Source organism: Achromobacter sp. SX5 (genome assembly GCF_056711425.1).
In genome coordinates, this window is record NZ_CM160041.1 from 5,460,459 (window position 1) to 5,486,786 (window position 26,328).

General features: G+C 62.5%; 25 protein-coding genes. 6 read left to right on the plus strand and 19 right to left on the minus strand.

What is annotated here, in order from left to right; translation table 11 throughout:
* Positions 1-71: 71 nt before the first annotated feature.
* From AC1M14_RS25650 to AC1M14_RS25675, 6 genes are all read right to left on the minus strand, one after another.
* Positions 72-1,340, minus strand: coding sequence for a D-alanyl-D-alanine carboxypeptidase family protein (locus tag AC1M14_RS25650; RefSeq protein WP_102775113.1), 1,269 nt, complete (start codon positions 1,338-1,340; stop codon positions 72-74).
* 133 nt (positions 1,341-1,473) lie between these two features.
* Positions 1,474-2,127: an alpha/beta hydrolase gene (locus AC1M14_RS25655; RefSeq protein ID WP_102775112.1), complete on the minus strand. Its 654-nt coding sequence runs from the start codon at positions 2,125-2,127 to the stop codon at positions 1,474-1,476.
* Between the two features lie 35 nt (positions 2,128-2,162).
* Positions 2,163-2,762 carry an ABC-type transport auxiliary lipoprotein family protein gene (locus AC1M14_RS25660; protein ID WP_111826981.1) on the minus strand — a complete coding sequence of 200 codons (600 nt, stop codon included), beginning with the start codon at positions 2,760-2,762 and terminating at the stop codon, positions 2,163-2,165.
* A 6-nt stretch (positions 2,763-2,768) separates the two neighbouring features.
* Positions 2,769-3,716 carry an MlaD family protein gene (locus AC1M14_RS25665; protein WP_181391048.1) on the minus strand — a complete coding sequence of 316 codons (948 nt, stop codon included), beginning with the start codon at positions 3,714-3,716 and terminating at the stop codon, positions 2,769-2,771.
* Positions 3,703-4,542, minus strand: a complete 840-nt coding sequence (locus AC1M14_RS25670) for an ABC transporter ATP-binding protein (RefSeq protein ID WP_102775110.1) — start codon at positions 4,540-4,542, stop codon at positions 3,703-3,705. Before AC1M14_RS25670 ends, AC1M14_RS25665 begins: the two co-directional genes overlap by 14 nt.
* Positions 4,542-5,672 (minus strand): MlaE family ABC transporter permease, encoded by a 1,131-nt coding sequence (locus AC1M14_RS25675; protein WP_102775109.1) that lies wholly within the window; start codon positions 5,670-5,672, stop codon positions 4,542-4,544. Before AC1M14_RS25675 ends, AC1M14_RS25670 begins: the two co-directional genes overlap by 1 nt.
* Positions 5,673-5,766: 94 nt before the next feature.
* On the opposite strand from AC1M14_RS25675, the gene AC1M14_RS25680 reads away from it, so the two are divergent.
* From AC1M14_RS25680 to AC1M14_RS25690, 3 genes are read left to right on the plus strand one after another with little or no spacing between them, the layout of a single operon-like run.
* Positions 5,767-6,606, plus strand: a complete 840-nt coding sequence (locus AC1M14_RS25680; RefSeq protein WP_102775108.1) for a biotin--[acetyl-CoA-carboxylase] ligase — start codon at positions 5,767-5,769, stop codon at positions 6,604-6,606.
* Complete coding sequence (locus AC1M14_RS25685) at positions 6,603-7,409, plus strand: type III pantothenate kinase (RefSeq protein WP_102775107.1); 807 nt, start codon at positions 6,603-6,605, stop codon at positions 7,407-7,409. Before AC1M14_RS25680 ends, AC1M14_RS25685 begins: the two co-directional genes overlap by 4 nt.
* A 9-nt stretch (positions 7,410-7,418) precedes the next feature.
* Positions 7,419-7,583, plus strand: coding sequence for a hypothetical protein (locus AC1M14_RS25690; protein WP_181391047.1), 165 nt, complete (start codon positions 7,419-7,421; stop codon positions 7,581-7,583).
* Here AC1M14_RS25690 and AC1M14_RS25695 read toward each other — a convergent pair.
* Positions 7,580-8,866: a 3-deoxy-D-manno-octulosonic acid transferase gene (locus tag AC1M14_RS25695; protein ID WP_479730665.1), complete on the minus strand. Its 1,287-nt coding sequence runs from the start codon at positions 8,864-8,866 to the stop codon at positions 7,580-7,582. The two genes, AC1M14_RS25690 and AC1M14_RS25695, sit on opposite strands and share 4 nt — an antisense overlap.
* Position 8,867: 1 nt before the next feature.
* Positions 8,868-9,896, minus strand: coding sequence for a lipopolysaccharide heptosyltransferase I (waaC, locus tag AC1M14_RS25700; protein WP_102775105.1), 1,029 nt, complete (start codon positions 9,894-9,896; stop codon positions 8,868-8,870).
* Positions 9,897-10,059: 163 nt separating this feature from the next.
* On the opposite strand from waaC, the gene wecB reads away from it, so the two are divergent.
* Positions 10,060-11,184: a non-hydrolyzing UDP-N-acetylglucosamine 2-epimerase gene (gene wecB, locus AC1M14_RS25705; RefSeq protein WP_479730666.1), complete on the plus strand. Its 1,125-nt coding sequence runs from the start codon at positions 10,060-10,062 to the stop codon at positions 11,182-11,184.
* A 51-nt stretch (positions 11,185-11,235) separates the two neighbouring features.
* Here wecB and AC1M14_RS25710 read toward each other — a convergent pair whose 3' ends face one another.
* The 11 genes from AC1M14_RS25710 to AC1M14_RS25760 all read right to left on the minus strand — a co-directional run bounded on the left by AC1M14_RS25710 (position 11,236) and on the right by AC1M14_RS25760 (position 23,711).
* Complete coding sequence (locus AC1M14_RS25710) at positions 11,236-12,522, minus strand: glycosyltransferase (RefSeq protein WP_479730667.1); 1,287 nt, start codon at positions 12,520-12,522, stop codon at positions 11,236-11,238.
* Between the two features lie 36 nt (positions 12,523-12,558).
* Entirely contained in the window at positions 12,559-13,626 is a 1,068-nt protein-coding gene (galE, locus tag AC1M14_RS25715; RefSeq protein WP_479730668.1) for a UDP-glucose 4-epimerase GalE, read from the minus strand.
* A complete protein-coding gene (locus tag AC1M14_RS25720) occupies positions 13,623-14,693 on the minus strand; it encodes a glycosyltransferase family 2 protein (RefSeq protein WP_479730669.1) in 1,071 nt (356 codons plus the stop codon). Before AC1M14_RS25720 ends, galE begins: the two co-directional genes overlap by 4 nt.
* 17 nt (positions 14,694-14,710) lie before the next feature.
* The gene (gene glf / locus AC1M14_RS25725; RefSeq protein ID WP_479730670.1) at positions 14,711-15,889 is read right to left on the minus strand and encodes a UDP-galactopyranose mutase; all 1,179 of its coding nucleotides are present in this window, start codon (positions 15,887-15,889) and stop codon (positions 14,711-14,713) included.
* Position 15,890: 1 nt separating this feature from the next.
* On the minus strand, positions 15,891-17,075 hold the full coding sequence (locus tag AC1M14_RS25730; protein ID WP_146196945.1) for a glycosyltransferase family protein: 1,185 nt from the start codon (positions 17,073-17,075) through the stop codon (positions 15,891-15,893).
* Positions 17,076-17,432: 357 nt separating this feature from the next.
* Positions 17,433-18,512, minus strand: a complete 1,080-nt coding sequence (locus AC1M14_RS25735; RefSeq protein ID WP_479730671.1) for a class I SAM-dependent methyltransferase — start codon at positions 18,510-18,512, stop codon at positions 17,433-17,435.
* Complete coding sequence (locus AC1M14_RS25740) at positions 18,509-19,885, minus strand: ABC transporter ATP-binding protein (RefSeq protein WP_479730672.1); 1,377 nt, start codon at positions 19,883-19,885, stop codon at positions 18,509-18,511. Before AC1M14_RS25740 ends, AC1M14_RS25735 begins: the two co-directional genes overlap by 4 nt.
* Positions 19,839-20,666 (minus strand): ABC transporter permease, encoded by an 828-nt coding sequence (locus AC1M14_RS25745; protein WP_102775096.1) that lies wholly within the window; start codon positions 20,664-20,666, stop codon positions 19,839-19,841. The genes AC1M14_RS25740 and AC1M14_RS25745 overlap by 47 nt, the downstream gene beginning before the upstream one ends.
* Before the next feature lie 12 nt (positions 20,667-20,678).
* A complete protein-coding gene (locus tag AC1M14_RS25750) occupies positions 20,679-21,473 on the minus strand; it encodes a glycosyltransferase family 2 protein (protein WP_479730673.1) in 795 nt (264 codons plus the stop codon).
* On the minus strand, positions 21,466-22,641 hold the full coding sequence (locus AC1M14_RS25755; RefSeq protein ID WP_479730674.1) for a glycosyltransferase family protein: 1,176 nt from the start codon (positions 22,639-22,641) through the stop codon (positions 21,466-21,468). The genes AC1M14_RS25750 and AC1M14_RS25755 overlap by 8 nt, the downstream gene beginning before the upstream one ends.
* Complete coding sequence (locus tag AC1M14_RS25760; protein ID WP_479730675.1) at positions 22,584-23,711, minus strand: MraY family glycosyltransferase; 1,128 nt, start codon at positions 23,709-23,711, stop codon at positions 22,584-22,586. Before AC1M14_RS25760 ends, AC1M14_RS25755 begins: the two co-directional genes overlap by 58 nt.
* Before the next feature lie 638 nt (positions 23,712-24,349).
* Here AC1M14_RS25760 and AC1M14_RS25765 point away from each other — a divergent pair.
* Both AC1M14_RS25765 and AC1M14_RS25770 read left to right on the plus strand, forming a co-directional pair.
* On the plus strand, positions 24,350-25,618 hold the full coding sequence (locus AC1M14_RS25765; RefSeq protein ID WP_479730676.1) for an O-antigen ligase family protein: 1,269 nt from the start codon (positions 24,350-24,352) through the stop codon (positions 25,616-25,618).
* Positions 25,619-25,697: 79 nt separating this feature from the next.
* On the plus strand, positions 25,698-26,267 hold the full coding sequence (locus AC1M14_RS25770) for an SRPBCC family protein (protein ID WP_102775092.1): 570 nt from the start codon (positions 25,698-25,700) through the stop codon (positions 26,265-26,267).
* The last annotated feature ends 61 nt before the right edge of the window (positions 26,268-26,328 follow it).

Here is a 26,328-nt window from a genome sequence, read left to right on the forward strand (position 1 = left end):
GCGTTTCATCACGAAACGCCCGTCGCTAGCTTACACCCACGGGGCGCGCGGCCGCGCCCCCGGCCGTTCTGTTATTCGAACCAGCGCTTGACCGTATCGACCATGCGGCCGAAGAAGCCCGCGCGTTCGACCGCGTCCTGCACCACCAGCGGCTCGCTGCGCAGCACCTTGCCGTCCAGCGTGAACTGCAGGGTGCCGACCTGCTGGCCCTTGGCCAGCGGGGCGATCAGCGGGTCGGTGCGCTGCGCCACCGGCTTGAGCTCGCCGGCCTTGCCGCGCGGCACCGCGATCGACACCGGGTTGGGCGGACCCAGCTTGACGTTCTCGGCCACGCCTTCCCAGACGCGCGCGTCGATGCCCGGCTGGCTCTTGTCGAACAGCTTCACGGTGTCGAAATTCTGGAAGCTCCAGTTCAGCAGCTTCAGGCTTTCCTCGGCGCGCGTGGCTTCGCTGTCGGTGCCCACCACCACCACCAGGATGCGGCGGTCGCCGCGCATCGCGGTCGACACCAGGCAGTAGCCGGCCGATTCGGTATGGCCGGTCTTCATGCCGTCCACCGACGGATCGGCCCACAGCAGGCGGTTGCGGTTGGGCTGGGTGATCTTGTTGTAGGTGAAGCTTTTCTGCTTGTAGTAGTGGAAGTAGTCCGGGTGATCGGTGATCAGGCGCGACGACAGGATCGCCAGGTCGCGCGCCGAGGTCATGTGCTGCGGATCGGGCAGGCCGGTGGCGTTCATGAAGTGCGTGTTGCGCATGCCCAGGCGCTCGGCCTCCTGGTTCATGAGCGAGGCGAACGCGCCTTCGCTGCCGCCGACCGCTTCGGCCAGGGCCACCGAGGCGTCGTTGCCGGACTGCACGATCATGCCCTGGTTCAGTTCGTCCACGGTGACCGGCTTGCGCGGCTCGATGAACATGCGCGAACCGCCGGTGCGCCACGCGTGCTCGGAAACCGGCACGGTCTGCTCCAGCGTCAGGCGCTTTTCCTCGAGCGCGTTGAAGACGACGTAGGCCGTCATGATCTTGGTCAGCGAGGCCGGCTCGACCTTCATGTCCGGGTTGGAGGCCGCCAGAGTCTGGCCGCTGTTCACGTCCATCACGATCCAGGCCTTGGCCGCGATCGTGGGCGCCGGCACCGCCGACACTTCGCCCACCGGCACCACGCCCGAAGCCGAGGGCGCGGGAGCGGCCGCGCCTGTGGCCGGCGCCGCGGCGGCGGGCGCCTGCTGTTGCTGCGACCAGGCCGGCATCGAGGCCGCGAGCATCGCCGACAACACCGCGCCGCTAAGCAGGCGGCGGGTAAAGACTGCGGGGGAGTGAACGGGGTGGGGCAAATTCTTCATCGGCAACGTGGGTCCAGGATTGACGCCCGCCGGCGCGGGTCAGGTGGCTGACAATTATAGGCAGACGCTAAGACCCGTTCAGCCCGGGCAGGGTTCCCGCCGCCGCGAAAACATGCAACTTGATGCAACCCGTTCAGTCTAGGGAGACCTTCAGTCGCGCTTGCACCAGTTGGCGCAGCACCAGCAATTTTCCGTGGAAGAAATGCGAGGCGCCCGGCACCACGACCACCGGAATGGAGCGCGGGCGCGCCCAGTCCATGGCCTCGGACAGCGGCACGACTTCGTCCTCTTCGCCATGCACCATCAGCGTGTCGTCCGGCACCTGCACCTCGTGCGACTGGAAGCGGTTGACCGCGGGCCCCATCAGCATCAGCGCCGACGGCAGCACCGCGTCGCCCTGCTCGGCCAGCGCGGCATAGGTCTGCGCGGCGACGGCGGTGCCGAACGAAAAGCCGGCCAGCACCCACGGCGCCTGCGCCAGCTCCGGATGCAGTTCGCGCATCTGCGCGACCACGGCCAGCATGTCCTGGGTCTCGCCGACGGACTTGTCGAACTCGCCCTCGGACAGCCCGACGCCGCGGAAATTCGGGCGCACCGCCACCAGGCCGTGCTGCACGCAGGCGCGCGACACGGTCGTGACGACCTTGTTCTCGCGGGCTCCGCCCTGCAGCGGATGCGGGTGCAGCACCAGCGCCCAGCCGCGCGGCGCGCCGGCGGGCCAGTCTACGGCGCAATCGATGCGGCCTGCGGGGCCGTTGAATGCGTGGGTTTCAGTGCGTGCGGACATGGCGAAACTCGTAAAGCGGAAAGAAGAGGAGGATGTTAACCGCCCGCCTTGGGCGCGGGCTTCAGAGTCGCAGCCAGCCATTGCGCCAGCTGGTCGGCGGCGTCATTGCTGGCCTGGCGCAAGGCGGCCACGCCGCCGGCGGCGTCCTGCGTGGGCGCGTCGGCCTGCGCCACGATGCGCTTCTGGCCCAGCACCGTCCGGCCCTGCACCAGCACGGCCTGCAGCAGGATGCGCCCCTCGCTGGCGCTGCCGTCGGCCGCGAACACCTGCTCGAACTGCGACAGGAACACCTGCAGCTGCGGCGTCTGCAGGCTGACGCGTTCGTTGAGCACCGGCCCCTGGCGCGACAGGCGCTCGGCGATGCGCTGGCGCAGCAGCTCGGTGGGCGACGAGGCCCAGCGGTAGGTGGCATAGGCCTTGGGCGCGGCGCTGTCGCCCACGCGCCAGATCACGCTGGTATCGGACAGGCTGGGCACGGCCTGGAACGTCATCGCGATCGGCTCGCGCGACGGCAGCGCCGGCACCGGCGCGGCGTCCAGGCCCAGGTCGAACACCGTGGGCGGCGCGGGCACGCGGCCAAAGCCACAGCCCGCCAAGGCCAGGGTCAGGATGAAAACGGCGCTACGCATCTTGATCATGGGCTATCTCCCGAAACCGGCAAAGCCAGCCTCGCCGGGTCCGGGCTCGCGGGGCGCCGGGCCGAACAATAAGGACTGCGGCGTGTTGTCCACACGGCGCAGGGTCATGGCCGCGCCGCGCGCGGCCTCGTTGACGCTGGCCGCCATGCCGGTGATGGCCGGCAGGGTTTCGCCGTCCAGCCGCGCGGCGGCCAGGGCGATGTCGTTGAGGCTGCTGGTGGCGACCGACAAGGCGCCGCCGGGCGCCGTCAGGCGCGCCAGCGACTGGCGCGCCTGCAGCGCCAGGCCGCCGACTTCGCGCGCGGCGTGATCGGCCTGGCGCGAAGTGGCGTTCAGCGATTCCATGAGCGGCCCCAGCTTGGCCATCGCCGGGCCGAGGCCGCTGCTGGCCTCTTTCAGCGATTGCGTGAGGTCGGTGACGTTCTGCAGGCTGGCGGTCAGCGCCTGCACGTTCTGTTCGCTCAGGATGCGGCGCATCTGCTCGGAGACCTGCTCGACGTTCGAGATGAGCTGGTCTCCGCGCTGCCCGAGGCGCTCGAGAAAGCCCGGCCGCAGCGGGATGGCGGCCGGATGCAGCGCCGAGGATTCCAGCCGCTTGCTCGACGTGCCGTCGTCGCGCAGCTCGATGTTGGACATGCCGGTCACGCCCTGCACGCCCAGTTCGGCCCAGGTCGATTCGGTGATCGGCGTGTTCGGCGCGATGCCGATGCGGATGCGCACCTGCCCCGGCTTGTCCGGGTTCAGCGCCAGCGACTGCACCTTGCCCACGGGCACGCCCTGGTAACGCACGGTGGACTGCGGATTCAGGCCGCTGACGGCGGTGGCGGAGATGATTTCGTATGGTTGCAGCTGGGTCCGGTCGCGGCCGATCCAGATGGCCGCCAGCGCAGCGGCGGCCAGCAAGACCAGCGTAAAGATACCGGCCATGAGCGCATGACTACGGTTTTCCATGATGCAATCCCTTCGGCGCCATGTCTCCCAGCGCGCGCAGGCCGCGCTCGCCCAGGAAGAACGTATGAATGAACGGGTGATCGACCTTCAGGACTTCCTGCACGGTGTCGTTCACGATCACCCGCTTGTCGGCGAGCACGGCCACGCGCGTGGCCAGGGCCAGCAGCGTATCCAGGTCGTGCGTCACCATGACCACGGTAAAGCCCAGCTGCCGGTGCAGGTTGCGCACCAGGTCCACGAACTCGTCGGAACGCAGCGGGTCCAGGCCGGCCGTGGGCTCGTCCAGGAACAGCAATTCCGGGTCCAGGGACAGCGCGCGCGCCAGCGCCACGCGCTTGACCATGCCGCCGGACAGGTCGGAGGGCCGCTTGTCGGCATCGCGCGAGGACAGGCCCACCATCGCCAGCCGGCACATGACGACGTCGCGCACCAGGTCTTCGGGCACCGTGCGCAGCTCGCGCAGCGGCAAGGCGATGTTGTCGTACACGGACAGCGCCGAGAACAGCGCCCCGGCCTGGAACAGCATGCCCCAGCGGTACGACAGGCTGCGGCGCTCGGCCGGACTCAGCTCGGACAGCGAGTGCCCCAGCACCTTGATCGAGCCGGCCGCCGGCTGCTCCAGCCCGATGATCTGGCGCAGCAGCACGGTCTTGCCGGTGCCCGATCCGCCCACCAGCACCTGGATCTCGCCGGGAAACACCGTGAGGTCCAGGTTGTCGTGCACCACGTGGTCGCCGAAGGCGGTGCGCAGGCCGCGCACCGTGATGACGGGCTCGACGGTGACGTCGTCTTGCGCGAACAGCCGGTGCTGGGCGACGCTGTCCATCAGATGCCCACCGAACTGAAGGCCACGGCGTACAGCGCGTCCAGCAGGATCACGCCGGTGATGGACGTGACCACCGAAGTGGTGGTGCCGCGCCCCAGGCTTTCCGTGTTGGGCTGGATGCACAGCCCGAAGTGGCATGCGATCAGCGCGATCAGCATGCCGAAGGTCACGCCCTTCATGATGCCGATCCAGTAATTGGTCAGCGAAATGGCGTCCGGCAGCGACTGCAGGAACCATTGCGCCGACACGCCCAGCTGCACCTGCGCGGCCAGCATGCCGCCCAGGATGGCCATCGCGTCGGTCCACAGCACCAGCAGCGGCATGGTCACGGCCAGCGCGATCACGCGCGGCAGGATCAGGCGCTGCCCGTGCGAAATGCCCATGACCAGCATCGCGTCGAGCTCCTGCGTCACCCGCATGACGCCGATCTGCGCCGTGATCGCCGAGCCCGACCGGCCCGCGACCAGGATGGCGGCCAGCACCGGCCCGAGCTCGCGCACGATGGACACGCCCAGCAGGCGCACGATGAAGCGGTCGGCCCCGATCATCTGCAGCTGCTGCGCCGACAGATAGGACAGGACCACGCCGATCAGAAAGCCCACCAGCGCCGTGATGCCCAGCGCCTGCGCGCCGGTCCGGTAGATCTGCGCCGAGATCTCGCGCCAGGGCCCGAGCCGCGGGCGGCGCAGCAGCCCGCCCAGGTCCAGCACCAGCTGCCCCAGCATGGTCAGCAGCGCGCGGCCGTTGGCGGCCGCCTTGAATACCGCGTCGCCCACCGCGCGCAGCCAGGCCCAGGGATCGCCCTTGGGCGCGGCCTGCGGCGTGCCGCCCTTGTTCATGGCCAGCGCGTTGAACACGTCCTGCGGCCCCGGCGACCAGCGCACGCGCTCGGGCAGCTTTTCGCCCCAGGCCTGCCAGATCAGCAGCGCGCCGATGGTGTCCAGCCGGCTGATGCGGTGCAGGTCCCAGCGCGCGCCATCGCGGGCCGCCTGCGCCAGGGCCTGGCGGCGGCGCTCCACCTCGCCGGGTTCTGCGAGCGCCAGCACGCTCCAGTCGCCGGCCACATGGCAGACGCCCCCTTCATGGCGCAGGGGCGTGGCGACGGGTGCGGACGAAACGGAATGCGGCATGCAGGGAGCTTACCAATGCAAAATGTATCGTTAATGATATACGCAGGCGCGTGCCGACCGCGAGCGCGGGCTTGCGTGCCCTACAATCGCCGCCATGTCCGCTCAAGCCCGAACCATCGATCTGCCCGCGCCCGATGACCTGGCCCGGGAACTGGCCACGCGCCTGCCCGCGTTTCAAGACGTCTCCTGGACCGGCAGCACCGGATCGACCAACGCCGACCTGCTGGCCCGCGCCCGCGCGGGCGCGGGCGGCAAGCCCTGGCTGCTGGGCACGCACCTGCAGGAGACCGGACGCGGCCGCGCGGGCCGTCCCTGGCAGAACCGCTCGGGCGCCAATCTCATGTTCTCCTGCGCCTTCGACGTGCACCTGCCCGCCGCGCAACTGCCCGCGCTGTCGCCGCTGGCCGGCGTGGCCGCGTGCGAGGCCCTGCGTGCCGTGGCCGGCCCGGAATCGGCGGGACTGTGCATGAAATGGCCCAACGACGTGCAGTGGCATGACGCCAAGCTCGCCGGCGTGCTGGTCGAGACCACCCGCAACCCGGGCGGGCCGGACGCCGGCTACACCGTGGTCATCGGCATGGGGGTGAACCTGCGCGACGCGGAGCGCCTGTCGGCCGAACTCGGGCGCGACGTCGCCGACTGGAGCCAGGTGCAGGGGCGCGCCGCCAGCGCCGCCGACCTGGTCTGCGCCAGCGCCACGGCCTGGCACGAAGCGGTCCGGGAGCTGCAGCGCGCGGGCTTCGGCGCATTCAGGCAGCGTTTCGGCCAGGTGGACGCTTTGGCCGGCCGCAAGGTCAACGTCCTGGACAAGGGCGCTATCCTTCTTAGCGGCACCGCCTGCGGCGTGGACGACCACGGCCGCCTGCTGGTGCAAACGCCCGAGGGCGCCCAGCCGATCCTGGTCGGCGAAATCTCGATCCGACGCCAAGCATGATTATTCTCATCGACTCCGGCAACAGCCGTCTCAAGGTAGGCTGGCTGGACGCCGCCAACGCCGACGCGCCGCGCGAACCGGCGGCGGTCGCCTTCGAGGGCGTGGACCTGGACGCCCTGGATCGCTGGCTGGCCGCGCTGCCGCGCCGCCCGCAGCGCGCGATAGGCGTGAACGTCGCCGGCGAGGCCCGCGGCAAGGCCATCGCCGCCATCCTCGAAAAACACGGCTGCGGCATGACCTGGTCGCCCTCCCAGGCCGCGACGCTGGGACTGGTCAACGGCTACCGCAAGCCCACGCAGCTGGGCGCCGACCGCTGGGCGTCGCTGCTGGGCGTGCTGTCGCGCCTGCCGCAAGACCACCCGCCTTTCGTGCTGGCCAGCTTCGGCACCGCCACCACCATCGACACCGTGGGCCCCGACAACGTCTTCGCCGGCGGCCTGATCCTGCCCGGCCCCGCCATGATGCGCAACGCCCTGGCGCACGGCACCGCCAACCTGCCGGTGGCCAACGGCCAGGTCGTGGCCTACCCCGCCGACACGCACGAAGCCATCGCCTCGGGTATCGCCGCGGCGCAGGCCGGCGCGGTCGTGCGCCAATGGCTGGCCGGACGCCAGCGCTACGGCCAGACGCCGCAGATCTTTGCCGCCGGCGGCGGCTGGCCCGAAGTCCACCAGGAAATCGAACGCCTGCTGGCCGACGCGGGCGGCGCATTCGGCGCGACGCCCGTGCCGGTCTACCTGGATCATCCCGTGCTGGACGGGCTGGCCGCGATCGCGCGCGCCAACCCGCCGGCCGCCGACTGAGAGGCCTGCATGCGCGTGCTTTTCGTACTCATCCTGCTGGCGAACCTGGGCGTCTACGCGCTCGGCCAGGGCTGGCTGGGCATGCGCCCCGAGGACGAAGGACGCGACACCCGCCGTTTCAGCCAGGAACTGAACCCCGGCGCGGTCAAGCTGGTTCCCCGCAGCGGGTCCTAGTCCAGCCAGGACGCCAAGGCGTCCAGCGTGCGCCCGGTCGCGCCCGCGTGCGCGCCGAACCAGGCCCGCGCCGCCTCGCCGCCGCGCCGCCGCCGCGCCTCGTCGGCCAGCAGCGCCATCGCGGCGTCCACCGCCTGCGCCGCATCCGGCGCGCGCTGCGCCGCGCCCGCCTCGATGGCGTCCTCGGCCGCCTGCTTGAAATTGAACGTATGCGGCCCGACGATGACCGGCACCCCGGCCGCGCAGGCCTCGATCAGGTTCTGCCCGCCCAGCGGCGCGAAGCTGCCCGCCACGATCGCGACGTCCGAGGCCGCGTAGTAGAAAGCCATTTCGCCCAGCGTATCGCCCAGCAGCACCGTGGTGTCCGCGCCGGGCTCCGCGCCCGCCGAACGCCGCGCATACGCCAGGCCGGCCTCGTCCAGCAGGCGCGCGGCCTCGTCGAAACGCTGGGGATGGCGCGGAATCAGCAGAAACAGGGGCGCATCATGCGTCCCTGATACTTTGACATGGCGCTTGATGGCCTCGATGAAGGCGCCGTCCTCGCCCTCGCGCGTGCTGGCAACGGCCACCACGGGCCGGCCCAGGCGCTGGCGCCAGGCCTGGCCGGCCTGCACCTGCGTCGGCGGCAGCGCCAGGTCGAACTTCAGGTTGCCGGTCACCACGGGCTGCCGGGCGCCGGCCTGCGCCAGCCGCGCGGCGTCCTCGGCGGTCTGGGCCAGCACCGCGTCCAGCCCGGCCAGGGCCTCGCGCATCACGCCGCCCATCCGGCCCGCCTGGCGCAACGAAGAAGCCGAGAACCGCGCGCTGACCAGCCCCATCGGCACGCCCGCCGCGCGCGCCGCGGCCAGCAGATTGGGCCACACCTCGCGCTCTATCAGCAGGCCGCAGCGCGGCCTGCTGGCCGCCATGAAACGGCGGGTCGCCCCCGGAAAATCGTACGGCAGCCACGCCTGGCGCAACTGCCCGCGGCCGATGGCGTCCTGGAACAGCCGCGCGCCCTCGGCCCGTCCGGTGGCCGTCACGTGGGTCAGCAGCACCGGCAGGCCGCGGTCCAGCAGCGCCTGCAACAGCGGCTGCGCGGCCCGGGTCTCGCCCAGGCTCACGGCGTGCACCCACACCGGCGCCGCCTGGGAATCGGAAGAGGAAGCGGCCGGCAGCCGGCCGAACCGCTGCGGCGAAAAGATTTCCCACTGGCCGCCGGCGCGCCGGGCGCGATGGCCCATCCACAGCCAGATCAGCGGCGACAGGGCCCGAAGCGCCAGTGTGTAGACGCCGCGGTTCATGTCACTGGGCCGCCAGCGCCTGCTCCACCGACGCCATCACGGCCTCGCGCGACGGCGACGCGCCGCGGTCGCCCAGGCTGGCGGTGTAGTTCGACCCGACCAGCGGCGTGCGCACCGGGGTCGAAGCCCGGTAGATGCCGATGGTGGGACGGCCCAGCGCGGCCGACAGATGGGTCAGGCCGCTGTCCAGGCCCACCATCAGGCGCGAGCCGGCCAGCAGCCGGGCCACCGAGGTCAGATCCATGCGTGGCAGCACTTCCGCCCCGTCCATGCCGGCGATCAGCAGCCTGGCGCGTTCGGCCTCCTGCTCGTTGCCGCAGAGCAGGCGCAGCGTGCAGCCCGCGTCGCGCAGGCGGCGGAACACCGCGCGCCAATCGTCCTCGGGCCAGAGTTTGTCGTCGCGGCTGGCCGACGGCATGATGACCGCGTAGCCGTGATCCGTATCCACGTGATGCAGGCGCGGCGGCTCGGCCTGGCCCTGGTCCGCCCCCGCCTCGTCCTCGCGGGCCTGGGCGGCCTGGCGCGAAAACGCCTGCAGCCCGAAATCGGGCTGGCCGGCGTACTGGTAGCCGAACGTCAGCGAGGCCAGCTTGCGCTGGCGGATGACCGCCGGCTGCCAGAATTCCACCCGATGGCGCACGTTATAGAACAGCGACGCCAGCGGCTCGCGCGCCGAACGCCAGTCCAGCCCGTGGCGCACCCCGCGGGTCTGGCGCACCAGCCAGGCCGATTTCAACAGCGCCTGCATGTCCAGCACCACGTCGTACTGCTTGGCCCGCAGCCGCTCTTTCAGGGCGTGCCGCTCGGCCCGCACCTGGGGCGACCACCAGGCCTTGCGCCAGCGCCGGTGCGCCACCTTGATGACCTCATTGACCGCCGGATGCCAGGCGGGAATCTCCGCGAAGGCCTCCTCCGCTACCCAGTCGATCTCGGCGTCAGGAACGTGCCGGGCTATATCGGTGATAGCCGGCAGCATGTGGACGAGGTCGCCCAGGGACGAAGTGCGGACGATGAGAATGCGGGTGGGCATCAAGAATTGGGCAATACGATGAAAGATGGAATGTACAACACAAAATCCCGGGGAAACACAGGGAGAAGCGTCCGGACGCCCCCGGAGTAGAATCGGCTACAAACCCAATTGCCAGCGCCGCGCAGCGTCGCCCACTGCAACAACTTCAGCCCAGATCCGATTCATGAAAATCCTGACCGTGTTCGGCACTCGCCCCGAAGCCATCAAAATGGCGCCTCTCGTACATGCACTGGCGCACGATCCGACCATAGAGGCACGCGTATGCGTGACCGCCCAGCACCGCGAAATGTTGGACCAGGTCTTGTCCCTGTTCGAGATCCGGCCGGATTTCGACCTCGATATCATGAAGGCGGGCCAGGACATTACAGACGTAACCAGCGCCATTCTGCTCGGCATGCGCAACGTGCTGCAAAACTACCGCCCGGACTATATCCTGGTCCACGGCGATACAGCCACGACGTTCGCCGCTTCGCTGGCGGCTTACTACCAGCGCATTCCCGTTGGCCACGTCGAAGCCGGCCTGCGCACGGGCAATATTTACTCGCCGTGGCCGGAAGAAGCCAACCGCAAGCTCACCGGCGCGTTAGCCAACCTGCATTTCGCACCCACCCAGACCTCGCATGACAATCTCGTGCGTGAAGGCGTTTCGCCTGCTTCCATCGTCATCACCGGCAATACCGTCATCGACGCGCTGCTCTGGGTGCAAAACAAGCTCCAGCAAGACGAAGCGCTGCGCGCCCATGTCGCGGCGCAGCTTCCGTTCCTGCGTGAAGGACGCCGTGTCGTGCTGATCACGGGCCACCGCCGTGAAAGTTTCGGCGCAGGCTTCGAACGCATTTGCCAGGCCATCGCGGCCTCGGCCAAGCAATTTCCCGACCACGATTTCATCTACCCGGTGCATTTGAACCCTAATGTTCGTGCGCCGGTGAACCGACTGCTTACCGGGCTGGACAACGTGTTCCTGGTGGAACCGCTCGACTACCTGCCCTTCGTCTACCTGATGGATCGCTCCCACGTTATCCTGACGGATTCAGGGGGCATTCAAGAGGAGGCGCCCTCACTGGGCAAACCTGTGCTGGTCATGCGCGACACCACCGAGCGTCCGGAAGCGGTCGCCGCCGGCACGGTCAAGCTGGTGGGAACCGATGTGGATGCCATCACCGGTCAGTTGGCCCTGCTGCTGACAGATCAGGCGACGTACGAAGCCATGAGCTTCGCCCATAATCCATATGGCGATGGCGCTGCGAGTGCCCGCATCGTGGAAAGCCTGAAGCAAGTCCAATCCTGATCGACGCATCCGGACCGGTCCTCACGGACTGGTCCGGGCGCGCTGCGGCGATCAAAGGCGCTTGAAGACCGCTTCCATCGATTGCGCTCGAACGATCCAGTCGTTTTGATCGGCGAGCGCCGCCATCGAACGCCGATAGCCGGAGTCGTCGCGCAACTCAAATGCCTTGTCGATAGCCTGCACGTATTCCTGCGCATTTTCCGCAGACAAAACAACGTCATAGGCACAACATTCGTCCATGGAGGAGGTCACCACGACTGGCACCTCCATCGCGAAATACTCGAAAAGTTTCAAGGGCGACGTCGTACGGGCGACATCGCTATGCGCGAACGGAATGATGGCGACATCGAACTCCTTCGCATAGGCCGGCAATATGCGGTAATCGACCGGCCCCAGCCATATGAAATTGTCCGCCTTCGGCAAGTTATCGGACCCGCCAAAATAGTCTGGCCCGATGAACACGAAGCCATAATCCGGCCGTGCCGCTGCAATATCCCGGATCAGGTCATACCAGAGCCAGGGAGCCAGCGCGCCGAAATAGCCGACGATCTTGTCGTGGCGCGCCAGGAAGTCTCGATATTCCTGCGGCAATGGAATGTGAGACCAATCCTTTCGGTAATGGGAACAATCCACACCGTTGGGCACGTAAATGACTTCATCCCTGGGGCGCTTGGCCAGCGCCTCGTTCTCCAGCATGCGGGCCGAAGCCACCACAACATCCACGCCGCTCTCGAATGCATGATCGCGCGCATCGGCCAGCATCTTCAACCGCGTGGCTCCGGACACCGCCTCGTCGATATGATCGATGTATTCGTAGACAATTTTTCCCTTCTTGCGGAAATCCGCCAGGGCCTCGGGCGGAGTCGGATCCACGGTACTGTAGATGGATCGCACAGCTCCCTCGATCGAATCGATTTCGGGGCTGTTGGTCAGCCAGACGTTTCCGCCCATGTGACGGAAACCGATCACGTCATCGAACTCGCCGTTGATCGTCCGATAGATCACCAAATATCCCAGCTTGCCAAAAGCGATACAGATATGCTGTGGCCGCTGGAACAGCGGTACATCCCAATCGATGGTACGGTTCTGGATGAACACGCCTTTGTATTCATGCCGTCGGGACAGCACGGTATCGCGAAAGGTCGGCCAATCGATATCGTGCAACTGCTTCGGCGTGCGTGCGACCGGCGCTGTTTCGGCCACCGGCTCCGTGCGCGGAGCCGCCGCCGCCCCCAGGATGGCGCGCTTCAATGGCGCCAGCAGGTCGCGCGCACCTTGCGGCAAAGCGCGGTACACAGGGCCGAACAGGCTCTGCGTCATGGATTTCAAACTGCTCATTTGTTCTCCGTGCCCATGCGGTTGACAAGCCGCATGCTATTCCGGATATCCATCCGGATTGTTTTTCTGCCAGTTCCAGCCGTCGCGACACATTTGGTCCACGGTTCTCCGGGCAGCCCATCCCAGCACCTGGTTGGCCTGCGAGGGGTCAGCCCATGCTTCGGCGATATCGCCCGGCCGGCGTGCCGTGACCTGGTACGGCACGCGAACGCCACTCTCGCGTTCGAACGCCGCGACCAGTTCCAACACCGAGGTGCCGCGCCCCGTACCGAGATTGAAAGCCGAAAAGTTCGCCCCCGCTTTCCCGGTGCAGATGTAGTCGATCGCCTTCGAATGGCCGTCCGCCAGATCCGAAACGTGCAGATAGTCCCTGACGCCGGTGCCGTCGACCGTCTGGTAATCATCACCGAAGACTCGCAGAAACGGCGCCTTTCCAACAGCCGTCCGCATGATGTAAGGAAACAGGTTATTGGGTTCGCCGCGCGGATCCTCTCCAATCAGTCCACTTTCATGCGCACCGATGGGATTGAAGTAACGCAGGCAGACGGCCGCGAAGTCCGGTTGAGCCGCGCAAAGGTCGCGCAAGATCTGTTCGACCATGGCCTTGGTCTGACCGTAAGGATTGGTCGGCGCAATACGGTGTTGTTCCTGGAACGGCAGCGACTCGGGTTCGCCGTATACGGTCGCGGATGAACTGAACACCAGGCGCATGACCCCGGCCGCGAGCATTGCCTCGAGCAGGCGCAATGTCCCGGTCACATTGTTGTCGTAGTATTCCAACGGCTTGACCGAAGACTCCCCCACAGCCTTGAGCGCGGCAAGATGCAGCACACATTCGATCGGGCGGCCTTCATCGGCGCAGCGTTGGAACAATTGGTCCAACGCTGTCCGATCGCGAATGTCGCCATTCACGGCCGATACCTCGACCCCGGTGATCTGGCATACCCGTGCCAAGGCCTCGGGAGAGCTGTTGGAAAAATTGTCCAGCACAATCGGCTGATAACCATTCTCCACCAGGCTGACCAGCGTATGTGTGCCAATGAAGCCCGCCCCTCCAGCCACCAGCACGCGGCGCATATGCCCGGGTTTACCGGTCGTACTCATGGCAAGGCTCCAAGGCGTGATCGCAGCCCGCGCTTGAACCACTTATACCCACGCAACGGCAAGCCAAGCACTCGCTCGATTCGGCCGTCGACCCGCCGGCATACGCCGACAAAGCGCCAGCAAAGAGTAATGGGTGCGTATTGGAACATGCGTGCAATCTTGATGGCACGATGCACGTTGACGCCAAACACGTCCCAGATGATGCCCGTCTTGAGCCAATCAGAGCCAAAGTTTCCGTCAGCCACGGCAAAGATCTCGCGCAGTGCCTTCAGCTTCGGATAGCCGACTAGCGTCTGCACCCTCCGGATCCACGCCACGCAGTGCATGCCGACATACCACATCAGCTGCTTGCGCTTGGTTTCGAAAGCGCCCTTCTTCCTGTAGAAGGCCAACATATCATTGAGCGCCGGAACAATATTCAGAATACGCTTGTCCGTCTGCTTCATCGACTGGGTCGGCCGCGTATTGTCGTAGTTGTACAGTTCCTTGTCGACGTAGTAAATCTTCTTGGCCACCAGATAGCTCTTGGGCACGAAATTCGCGTCAGCGAACAGGATGCCTGGCAGCAGGCGCACATCAGGATCCTCGAAGATCGAGCGGTGGTAAATCCGACCGCAAGGCGTGGCCCAGTTGCGGTAAAGCAGATCGCGATCGGCATCGTTCAATTCACGTTCCGAATCGAGGGGAATCGGCTTGAACTGGGCGGTGTGATCGGTAAAGTAATAGCGCAGGTTGCCGATGAGCAGGTCCGCGCCGGTCTTCTGCGCCTTGTCGTACATGAACTCGATCGCATCTTCGTCGAGGAAATCATCGCCATCAACGATGATGATGTATTCCCCATTAGCCCTGTCGATTCCGTAGTTGCAGGCGGCGCCATGGCCGCCGTTCGGCTTGACGAACGACCGGAACATTCCGGGATACTGCGCGACGAATTCCTCGATGATCAACTGGCTATCATCGGTGCCGCCATCGTTGATGACCAACACCTCAATATCCTTGCAAGTCTGGTTGGCCAGCGACGCCAGACAACGCTCGATATAGAACTCGAGGTTGTAGACCGGAACCACTACGCTTACCTTGGGTCTCATTCCTGCGCGCTCCGCTGGAAGTCGTTTTCGAACACATCAAGCGCGTGTTCGATGATGTTGTTCATATCGTAGTAACGATATTCGGCCAGCCGTCCCACCAATTTGAGATTCTGGAACTTGCGCGTCAGGTCGACATAGCGCGCATACAACGCCGCGCTGGCGTCCTTCGGTATCGGGTAGTACGGAATGCTCTGAGCGGGCACATTCCGGTCGTACTCCTGCGGATACTCCTTCATGATGGTGGTCTTTTCCGGCTTATCGCCCATCAAGTGCTTGTATTCCGTGATGCGCGTGAAACGTTCGGTGTTCGGGTAGTTCACCGTAGTCGTGGGCTGGTAGTACTCCATGTCGTGTGTTTCCAGATCGAAACGCAGCGAACGGTACGGCAGCTCGCCGTATACATATCCAAACAGTTCATCTACCGGACCCGTATAGATCAAATCGCCTTCGAAAGGCTGACCTTCAAACAGCACCTTGCCGCTGCTGGAGTCGAACTCCAACAATTCCGAAGCCTTGGTATTCAGGCGAACCTCGATATTCGGATGGGCCAGCATTCTTTCGAACATGGCTGTATATCCCTGCTTGGGCAAGGCCTGATGACTTTCCTGGAAATATCTGTCGTCGTAGGACAAGTGCACCGGCACGCGCGCGGTGATGGTCTCAAAATCCAGGTTCTCGGGCTTGTCGCCCCACTGCTTGGTCGTGTAGTTGAGATAGATGTTCTGGAAAATGAACTCGCCCAGCTCACGCACCCGGACATCTGCGTGCTTGCGCAGCACAGAAACCGGAACCTTGACATCCATGCCGAACTCGGCGATCAGAATGGACTTCAGTTCCTCGGCCTGTTCAGGCAGCAGCTTTTCCAAGGATGTCAGATTAAACGGCACCGGCACGAGCTGTCCCTGCACGTGCGCCAGGACTCGGTGCTGATATGGCTCCCAGTCGGTAAACTGCGAAATATATGACAGGACTCGCGGGCTATTCGTGCGGAACAGGTGCGGCCCATACTTATGCACCATTACCCCGTGTTCATCCTTATAATCGTACATATTGCCGGCAATATGGTCGCGCTGCTCGATAAGCAGCACTTTGCGATCCATTTGAGAGGCCAGGCGCTCGGCAAGTATGGAGCCCGCAAAACCCGTTCCAACTATAATTACGTCGTAGTGCTTCATTTCACACCTTCAATATAGATTTGATCGCGTCTTCCATCAGTCCCGCTACTTTGCCGACGGAATAATTATCGTATACGTCATACTTGGGCTGGATTTTTCGGTCGATATATCTCTTCAAGACATACGCGACGCGATCCAGGCGGCTGTCCGCAATCAGGTTTCCTGATTCGGTCATAATATCCGCGGTGGGCCCCTTGGCCATCGTAATCGACGCTATCGGTCGGCGCGCCCCCATGTAGTCCGTCAATTTCCCAGGGAAGAACGGATTGCAGTCCAGACCGTCGTCCGCCTCGGAAAACAGGCCGTCTATCAGGAGCAGCGCATCGGACTCGGCCATCAGGCGCAGGCTTTCGGAGTAAGAGACCGGCCCGAGAAAACGTACATGGCTGGGATTGCGCATCGCCTCATGACATGCCCGATCGCTATCGCAAGGGCTGGCGCCGTAAAAACGCAGCTCGAACTTCCCGCGGTATTCCGGATAGATTTCGAGCAGACGATCGACCGCACGAAGCACCGGCTCGGCGGTGCGCTTGACGTAATACAGCGTCCCCAGATGCGAAAAGACGAACTTATCGTTCTTTGGCACGACGTCAGCCGGGTACATCGCCGGGTCATAGCAATGCGGAATGATCACGGCCTTATGCTTGAACGTGGCCAGATTTCCCGTGAACATCAGGTCGCGCTGATATTCGTTATTCAGGATGATCAGGTCGGCATCACGCAGCGTCTCCCGCTCGATCGCGCTATCTTCCGCCACCAGAGGATAGCCTGGCATATGACGGATATACGGATTGCGCACGAAAAGATCGCCGAAATAGGCAACCCACGGCAAGTCGGGGCGCAGTTTCTTTATTTTTCCAACTGCCTCGTGGCTTACCAGCTCATTGGAATGAGAAATCAGGAAGTCGAATTTTCGTTTCGACTCCTTGAAGATCCTTAAAACCTCTTCACAGAAACGCGCACGTACGGAAATATTACGCGGATTCTGGTGATCCAGTTCGATCTCGACTCGTTCGATGTCGGTGGACGCATAGCGCAGCATGGAATCATCGCGAGTATCACGAGCCACCTGTGCGACCAGATACGATATCCTCGTATCTTTTATGCGCTTGAAAAAGTCGGTATCTGCAGACCCGACGTAGGGTGCAAAAAACCAAGAAACTGCGAATCCGTTGAGGTTATTCATATAGTTGGCATCTTATCTATTGCCGTGCATTCCCAGCCTGGCTAGCCGCACGATACTCTATTTTCACTGGTCCTGAAAAGCGATCGGAAAAATTACTGATCATCACGACAAAACAAAATTTGTAAATCGGTTAATACTTGAAATCAATCCACAAATTAAAAATGCTCCGCCATATATTTTGAACGCATCCAGCAATTTTCGAAATATGTCGCCAAAATTCCGGATGGCGAAGATCGATTTATCGATGAACCGTTTGAGTCGTTTGCAGCCATCCGTCGTTCTGATGCCGACTCAGCCATACCGCAGCCGCGCTATTTATCGGCTGCATTAATGGGGGCATCCGGTGCCTGGGTCGACTCAGCCTTTGAACAGCTTTCGCAGGCTTGCCGACACGGCTCTGAAAGGTCCGGTCACACGCCACGACATGCTGCATTTCATCTGCTCCAGCATTCCCGCCATCTGGTCCCGATCGATCTCCAAGCGTTGCCGCTCCCCTTCGAGGCGTTGCCGTTCCCCTTCCAGGCGTTGGATCTCTGCTTCATGCTCGGCGGACAGGGCAGCGGATTGCGCTGCCGACTGGGCGGCCGATTGCGCTGCGGACTGTGCTGCTGATTGCGCTGCGGATTGCGCGGATTGCTCCAGCTGCTGCGATTGTTGATGCAGCAACTCCTTGATCTCCAAAATGCCGCTGGCCAGGCGCTCGTTCTCCTGGCGCAGGGCGCTCATCTGCTCGGGCATGATATCGACAGGTATCTCCACCGCGTCGGAAGCCAACGCGCCATCCGCCAGAGCGATTTTCTTCTGTTGCGCCCATACGCGGTTGGCATATACCAGAATGATCTGATCACCCTGCCAATAGGTCGGCTCCATTACTCGGCAGTTAGCCACTGCAGAATGAACCAATAGCCAATCGGAATCGGCAACCAGCGGGATGTTCTCGGCAGTGAACGTGAAAAAATGCTCCGATATCCGGTCAAGCTCACGGTAAGGCAGAGCAAGTATCACACAATGCTCGGCATGCTCGAACAATTTCGACAATACACTGAATGGATCGAAGAAATGCTCCAGGGTATTGGACGAGAATACGATATCGAATTTTCCGCCGACGCCGTCCTCCGCGATCCAGTCCTCCGCCTCGAAGCGCAGGCCGGGATAAGCGGCACGAGCCTTCTCGACCGCCGACTCGGCGAAATCCACTCCAGTCACTCGTTCCCGAATGAAGTGACTCGCCAGGACGTCGGTTCCGTCGCCCTGCGCGCATCCCCAGTCACACACCGTCCAGTTTTCCTGGTTGGCCACCGGCCTCAACCATTGAGGCATGTTGGCCAGCGCTACGCTGGCGAAGAAACGGGATTGTTCCTTTCCGAGATTGGATTCCCAGTCTTTGTCGAACCGGCCGTTCCAATATTCGTGGCTATTGATATCCGTCGAGGTCATACAGCCCCTCCAATACATGTTGTGGTCACTTCCGGGCGGAACACGCCCATGAATCTGGTGGGAGCCGTGACGGAGAAATAATGTGCGCCTTCCACGTACTCGAAATAGGATCTATCCCCCAAACTGGCGTCCTCCAGCGCTGCCACCAGCATGTACTTGCCTGGCACCAGATAATTGTCAAATCGAAACTCCACTTGAACCGAAGAGCGGTCACCGGGCACCGCAAAAGCTGCGTCCTCTTGCGTGCTGGTCACGAGCAGATCCATGCCTTTCTCGTTTTTGATGGAGAAGGCCACGCCCACCTTGTCGATATCCACCCCAACCGGTGGGCGGAAAATGACCCTCACGCAGAGGCTTTCACCCCATTCGAATACGTCTCTGCGCTCCCCCGTCGCCCTGTGGACCGCGGCGTGGCTGATCAGCCCCGTCTGCTTGCCCCAGTGCGAGGCAGGCTTCGCGTCCAGATGCAACGCGTCGGACTCCTGCGACACCGCCTCAGGCATGGTCGCGGTCGCCGGCTGTGTAACCTCGTCGACGGCCGCGGCCGGTTCCTCTTGCCCTGCCGCAACCTCGGCCGGCGGCTCCGTGCCATTTTCGTCGTGATACATGAATTCGGCGTACCGGCTCGTCACGTTCGCGACTTGGCCTATCATGCGCAGCCCGCCTTTATCGAGCCACACCGCCCGTTGACAAAGCGTGCGCACCGAACCGACGTCATGGCTGACGAACAAGACCGCAGCACCCGAGCCCTGTATCTCCTTGATACGCCGCATGCACTTGTACTGGAAGCGGGTATCGCCAACGGCCAGCGCCTCATCCACGATCAGAACGTCGGGAGTTGAATTGATCGCAACGGCAAAGGCCAAACGGACATACATTCCGCTCGAATACATCTTTACCGGCTGATCTATGAAGCTCCCGATATCCGCGAAGGCCGCAATATCGTCAAAGCGCTCGTCAGTCTCGCGATTCGTAAGCCCGAGGATAGAAGCGTTTAGGTATACGTTCTCACGGCCCGTAAACTCCGGGTTAAAGCCCGCCCCGAGCTCCAGAAGCGCGGCAATGCGGCCTCGCGTCCAGATCTCGCCTGTAGTCGGCGTGAGCGTTCCACATATCATCTGCAATAAGGTCGATTTACCCGACCCATTACGACCGATAACGCCTATGGTTTCGCCGCGCTGCACTTCGAACGACAGATCGCGCAGCGCCCAGAAATCACGATAATACTGCTTACGGCCGAAGGAGACCATTTGCAATAGGCGATCGCGCGGCTTGTCATAGAGATGAAAGCACTTGCTCAGATTCCGGACTGCGATTGCCAAATTATCAGAGGACATCGGCGAAGCCTTTTCGGGTACGTTGAAACCATGCATAACCCAATGCTGCGATCAGGAAAGCGGCCACTGTATACATCGACCATATGCCCCAATCGATCCCCCGCCCCCAAAAAAGCACATTGCGCGCCTGCTCCACCACTACGGTAAGCGGGCTCAGGTGCAGAAAGCCCTGATATTCTGCGGGCAGGATGGATGCCGAATAGAAAATGGGCGACATGAACATCAGCACCGTTGTGAGGATGCCGATGAACTGCGAAACATCACGCAGGAATACGCCCAGCGACGACAGGAACCAGCTCAGACCCAGTACCACGACAACCAACGGAAAAACGACCACGGGGAACAGCAGCACCGTTAGGTGTGGCACACCATAGAAAACGACATAAAACACCATCCAGACGGAAAGGCTTATCAACAGGTGGAAGAACGCCGAGCCCAATGCGACGCAAGGCAGGATCTCCAGGGGAAACACCACCTTCTTCACATAGTTGACATTGGCCAGAATCAGCGACGGCGCGCGGTTGATGCATTCCGCGAAGAAATTGAACAGCATCAGGCCGGCGAACAGCACCAAAGCAAATTCGGTTTTTGATTCGGTGCCGCCGGGCCACCTCGCCTTGAAGACCACGCTGAATACGAACGTATAGACCAGAAGCATAAACACCGGGTTGAAGAATGACCACAACAGCCCAAGTGCCGAACCACGATAGCGGCCGATAACCTCACGCCTGACGAGACTCCAGATAAGCTGACGGTTTCTGACCAGACTTCTCAGCAGCGACAGTGGAGATGCACGGTGTTTTGACTTTTGAGACACGCGCAATAGTTCCTACAGGTTGACTTTATTGATTGATTTTCGCCATACACCACGCTTCATCACTGCAAACCATGCATACCAGATGAAACACGACGTACTGCGAAGAACGGATAGGCCCAGCACCGAGCGGTAAATCACCCACTGCCATCTGGCGGCCTTGAACTTATTGGCCGACAGCGAGCCGGCGCTTACCCGGTAGCCCGCCAATGGCTCGCTCGACGGCGTGGCGCGGGCCGAGCCCACCCTGTCCAGCGCCCTCAACCAGAATACGTAATCCTCATGCCTGATGTCCTCGAATCTCAGATCGCCCAGATCCGCTCGGCGAAATATGCCGGTCAGATTGCCGATGAAATTGGACTTCAGCATATCGTCGTAGCTCAACCCGTCCGGCGCCAGGACTGTGCCGACTGGCCGCCCGTCGCCATCGATTCGAAGATAGCTGCCATAGGAGACCGATGTTCCGGTTTCTTCCATGAACGAAACCTGGGTCGCCAGTTTCGCGGGTTTCCAGACATCGTCCGCGTCCAGGAACGCGACATACTTTCCGCTGGCCAGGTCGAGCGCCCGGTTCCGGCTATGCACCACTCCCATGTTGCCGGGATTGCGCACGTACAAGATCCGTTCGTCATCCCGCCGGTAAGACTCAACGATCTCCGCCGTATTGTCGGTGGAGGCGTCGTCGACCACGATCAGCTGCCAGGCCCCGTATGTCTGGTCAAGCACGGACTGAACGGCCTCGCCGATGAACCGCCGCGCATTGTATGCAGGCATCACCACAGAAACAATCGGGTGTTTCTCATTAGCCATTGCGCCGCCCACCATCGCACAGCCGCCTTATCCGCGTGACGTACTGGCCGCAATAGTGCGACCGGTAGTACGTAGCATAGCGCTCGTTCCAAATCCGAACCGCCCGGCCGCCGCGCGCCATGATCGCGGCGGCGTCCAACCCGCCGAGCCACTGTTCCAGCGGCGGCTCGCCTTCGGCAACGGCCCAGCCCGAAATATCCTGCTCGACACGCGCTCCCGGCGGTGTTCCGGCGGACGTCAGCAAGGGCCGGCCCAGCATCAGATGTTCATAGTACTTGTTCGGAGAGGCGTACCGGTGATTGGGAACGGACAGGTAATACATGCCTACGACAACATCCATTCTCGCCATCAGGTCAAGGCCCGCCTGGCTGTCCATGGCTCCGTAATAATGCACATTCGCCTCGGTTTCGGTGGCCGCGGCGAACTGCGGCGCCAGGCGGCCGTAACCAGCGACGTGCAACTGTACGTCGGCGCGCCCCTTGCAGACGGCCAGCAACGCTTCCAGACCACGATGGCGCTCCTCTAGAACGCCGAAGTAGCCGATGTTCCACGGCTTGCTCGCCTGCCAGGGCGAAACAGGTTCGACGGCTGCGTTCGGAACGTTTTCCAGAACCAAGACCCTGGAATCTCCGGGCCGGAGGCCGTGCTGAATATAACGCTCCGGACTTGCGATGATCGTCAGGGCGGCAGCGTGGGCAATGAGCTTTTCCAGGAGGTCCAGAATCTGTCCTACCGGTCCTTTGATATTGCGCACGGCGGTGTATTTATCATACAGATCCAACACCAACGGCCGCCTGAACAGCAGGCAGAACAACCAGCTCGATAGACCGGCATCGAGGTCGACTGCATGCACAGCGCAGATCCTGCGACGCTCTTTTACCAGCTTCCAGAATACGTAGAGATTCCAATGAAGCAGCGCGACGGCATTTTTCCATCCGGCGCCCAGCCGGGCGCGCCTGGAAAAATAATGAAAACCAGCACGCTCCTGGGCCTGCTGTTCGTCCTTTTTCCAGCCGATGAAACCAAAGCCGATCCCGGCCTCGGCCAGGGCGGCGAAGTACTTCCCCAAACGGGCGTCGAAGTCGGCGATATAGGAGCGGACAAAAAATATCATTTGCGCAGTGAGCGACTCGAGCCGTGGCGACTGCGCTTCTTGATAATCATCCATCGCGGCATGCGGAACAACACCAGCTTGCGATACAACAGAATGTAGGTGACGGAAAAGGCCGCCGCACAGGCCATCAGCACATAGGGCATTTGCCAGAACAGCACGGCGGGAATGACCGCCATGGACGACAACAGCCACAGATACGGCGAGGTCATCGAATTGCGCTGGTTGCGATGGCGGGATTCCCTGGAGCCGACCGCCCAACGCACCACCCGCTTGTAGATGAGCATATGCAGGTGGACACCATCGGGCGCTCCAGGAGATACGCCCCGCAGCCATTTCTTACGATAGATGGAAAACAGGGTTTCGAAAACCGGATAAATACAGAGCAGCAGCGGAAACCACGCCGAAACATAGGGGTGACGTGCCAGCATCAGCACCGAAACCGTGCCGATCATGAAGCCGATGAAATAGGCTCCGCCATCGCCGAGAAAGATCAGGCCGCGCGGGTAGTTCCAGAGCAAAAACCCGAGGATAGCGCCGATCATTCCGACCGAAGTGACCAGTAGCAGGCGATCGCCCAGATAGTAGGCAACATACGAAAATCCCGCGAATATCATCGCCGACACGACCGCGGCCAGCCCGTTGTAACCATCGATAATATTTATGGCGTTTGCCGCACCAGCAATGGCGAATGCCGTGACCACAAAGGAAATCGGCCCGAACTGCAAGAGCCAATCGACCCCATAGATATCCAGCCGGGTCAGCGTGGCACCCAGGAAATAATAGGCCGCCATGCCGGAGATCATCGCCAGCAACAGCCTTTGCACCGCCCTCACACGCTTGGTTATGTCTTCCGCGAGGCCGCCGAGAAAGGCCGGCATAGCCACTGCCAGCAATGTCAAGGGCTCGTAGGTCAAAGAGGATTCGCGTATCGTGGCCAGTATGAAAATACATAACATCGCAAATACGAGGGACACCCCTCCCACCCGCGGCACTGGCTTGTCGTGGTACTTTTGCACCCCCTTGGTATCGTGGTCGGCGGTAAATCTTCCATGAACTGCATTAAATCGCAATACCAACAACGTAGAAACCAAAGAGACAATGAACGCCACAAGCAAATAAAGCATATTCTATTTAAGCGCCGTTATATGATGAATTTCTAATGTTAGGCACGCCGTCCGAATATCTCAGTCGCATCAGCGGCTTGACCTTTAACCACGCTTAACGAGGGACTGCGTACATCAACCTCTTCACCGTTTCTTTGCGGCGCCGGCAGAAAAATAGGTTCTACCTGCTGGCGGCTCTTGCGTCTACAAGCCTACCCGCTACGTCCTGGCCATCACCCAGGCGCAACAATGGCGCAATTATCGCACTTTCGCCGTTAGGCAGGGGCGTAATAAGGAGTAGGCACTTGCCAAGAAATCCTTCAAGAAATTTGGGGACCGATGACGCGCTCACCACTACGGTTGATCCGTTTAACGGTTTCCGCGCCAGATGTCCGAGTGCCGCTGTCGTCGCGGCCTCCAGTATGAAGGTCTCGCAGCAGTAATGAGAATTCATATCGATAAAAAGTGGGAGCACGCCTCCTAATGCTTCCGGCCGAGTCCTCCTGCAGTACGATTGCGACAAAGCCGTAACGGTGTAACTCTCTTGTCGTTACAACTATCCCAAAAGATCTATTGAAGATGCCAAATCGATGCGCCTTCGCTATTTTCATCGGCGGTTCCACATCGTGTGACGACTGCGGTCTTGGCCGGATTTCCCGATGGTCTCTTTGCCGCTGATTCTTACGGCGCTGTTGTGCGCCATGCCTGTCGCCGCCATGACCGTCGGCGGCGGCAGCGCCCTTTTCTACGCAATGGCGCTACTTTGTTCGCTGCGTTGTTTGAGCCGCCCCGGAGGCTGGCGCGAAACGCTGCACAGCCTGCGTTCCTACCGTATCGTGATCGTCGCGATGTCCGTGCCCTTGTGCGCTATCGCGCTCAGCCAGTATGCGCATGGCCTGTTCCACGGCCCCTCGCTCGAGCGCGGCCTGAGAATCGGTATCGGGCTACCCGTCATTCTGGGAGCATTGCTCAGCATCGAAACAGCACGCCTGCGTCATGCGTTCTGGGGTATAGCAGCCGCGTTGTGGACATCCACCGCAACGGTTCTGTGGCTGTCGCTGCCCGCATGGAACCGTCCAGATACGCCGCAGTACAACGCCGTGGGATATGCCAACCTGATGATGCTTTGGCTGTTCATTACCCTGTATGGCATGCATTGGCCCCTCTTGAAGCGCCCTCGGCTCGAACAGTGCTTCAAGTTGCTGACGGTCGCCTGTGGCTTCGCCGGCGTCATCCTGACGCAAACCCGCACAGCATGGATGGCAATCCCCTTGTTTCTGTTTCTGGGAATGTGGTTATTTTGCCACATGCAGCGGCCGTGGCGCGCGCTAGGTGTGCTGGCCGCCAGCCTCGCCATCCTCGTCGCATTGGGCTCAACCAGTCAGGCCCTGCGCAGTCGCGTGGCGCAGGGCGTCCACGAGTTGCAGGAATGCCATGGCGCAAAGGCGACGGCGGACACCTCCGTCTGCATTCGGTTGCAGTTGTGGCGGGCGAGCGTCGAAATGATCGAGGCGGAGCCCCTGGTCGGACTTGGCACCCCGGCCCGCTTCATTCCGGAACTGCAGGCACGAGTGGCCCGCGGTGTGGTCTCACCGTTCGTGGCGCAGGATTTCGGTGAACCCCACAATGACATGCTGCAGATGCTAAGCAGTTACGGTCTGCTCGGAGGTCTGGGACTGGCATTGCTCTACTGCGTCCCCGCCGGCTTCTTTCTGCGCCGGCTCGCCGCTCCCAATCCAGCGCCGCTGCGAGCTGCCGCGACGATGGGCGCGGCACTGGCCCTGGGTTTCGCAGTCTTCGGCCTCACTGAATTGATGTTCCGTTCCATGCAGAACGTCTCGCTTTACGTCACCTTGTTAGCCTGGTTCCTGGCGCTGTGCCGTTCGGAATCAGAAGCACAGGGGCCGGCGCAATCCGGCCGGCAATAACCCAGCGTGCGGGGCGATCTATGGTCAAATTGCCAAACTGGGGTGAGAATGCATACATGGCCCTTCCAAGGAGAACACCATGCGCATTGCAGATGCCCAGTGGATTCCTTCTACCCAGCACCAGACCTGGGATGCGTTGACGGACCCGGTCGTGTTGCAGAAATGCATACCCGGCTGCGTGGAGGTGGTCCGGCTCAGTCCGACCGAGTATGCGTTCAAGCTGCGCGCCAAGGTCGCGGGGATCGACACCGATTACGACGGCGAGATCCTGATGTCCGACGTGGACCCGCACAACAGCTGTACCCTGGCTTTCGAGGGCAAGGGCCGCGCCGCCTGCCTGGCCATCGGGACCGCGCAGATCAATCTCAGCGCCAAGGACCACGGCACGCGGCTGGCCTATACCGTGGCCTGCATGGCCGGCGGCAAGCTGGCCGAGTGCGGCGAGAGCGTGCTGCTCAAAGGCTGCGACAAGATCATCCAGAAGTTCTTCGCCGCCTTCATCGACCATATGGCGAGCCAGCCCCGGCTCGCGCCGCCGCCCCCGCCGCCCGAACCGGAACCGCGCGGGCTGTCGAATTCGCGCTGGTCGTGGATCATGGTGCTGCTGGTCATCGCGGTGTTCCTGGGCTACCACACGTTCTACAAGTAAAAACCCTGACGCGCCGGTGATATGCTCTGCGGCATGACGATGCCGCCCGATACACCCCCTG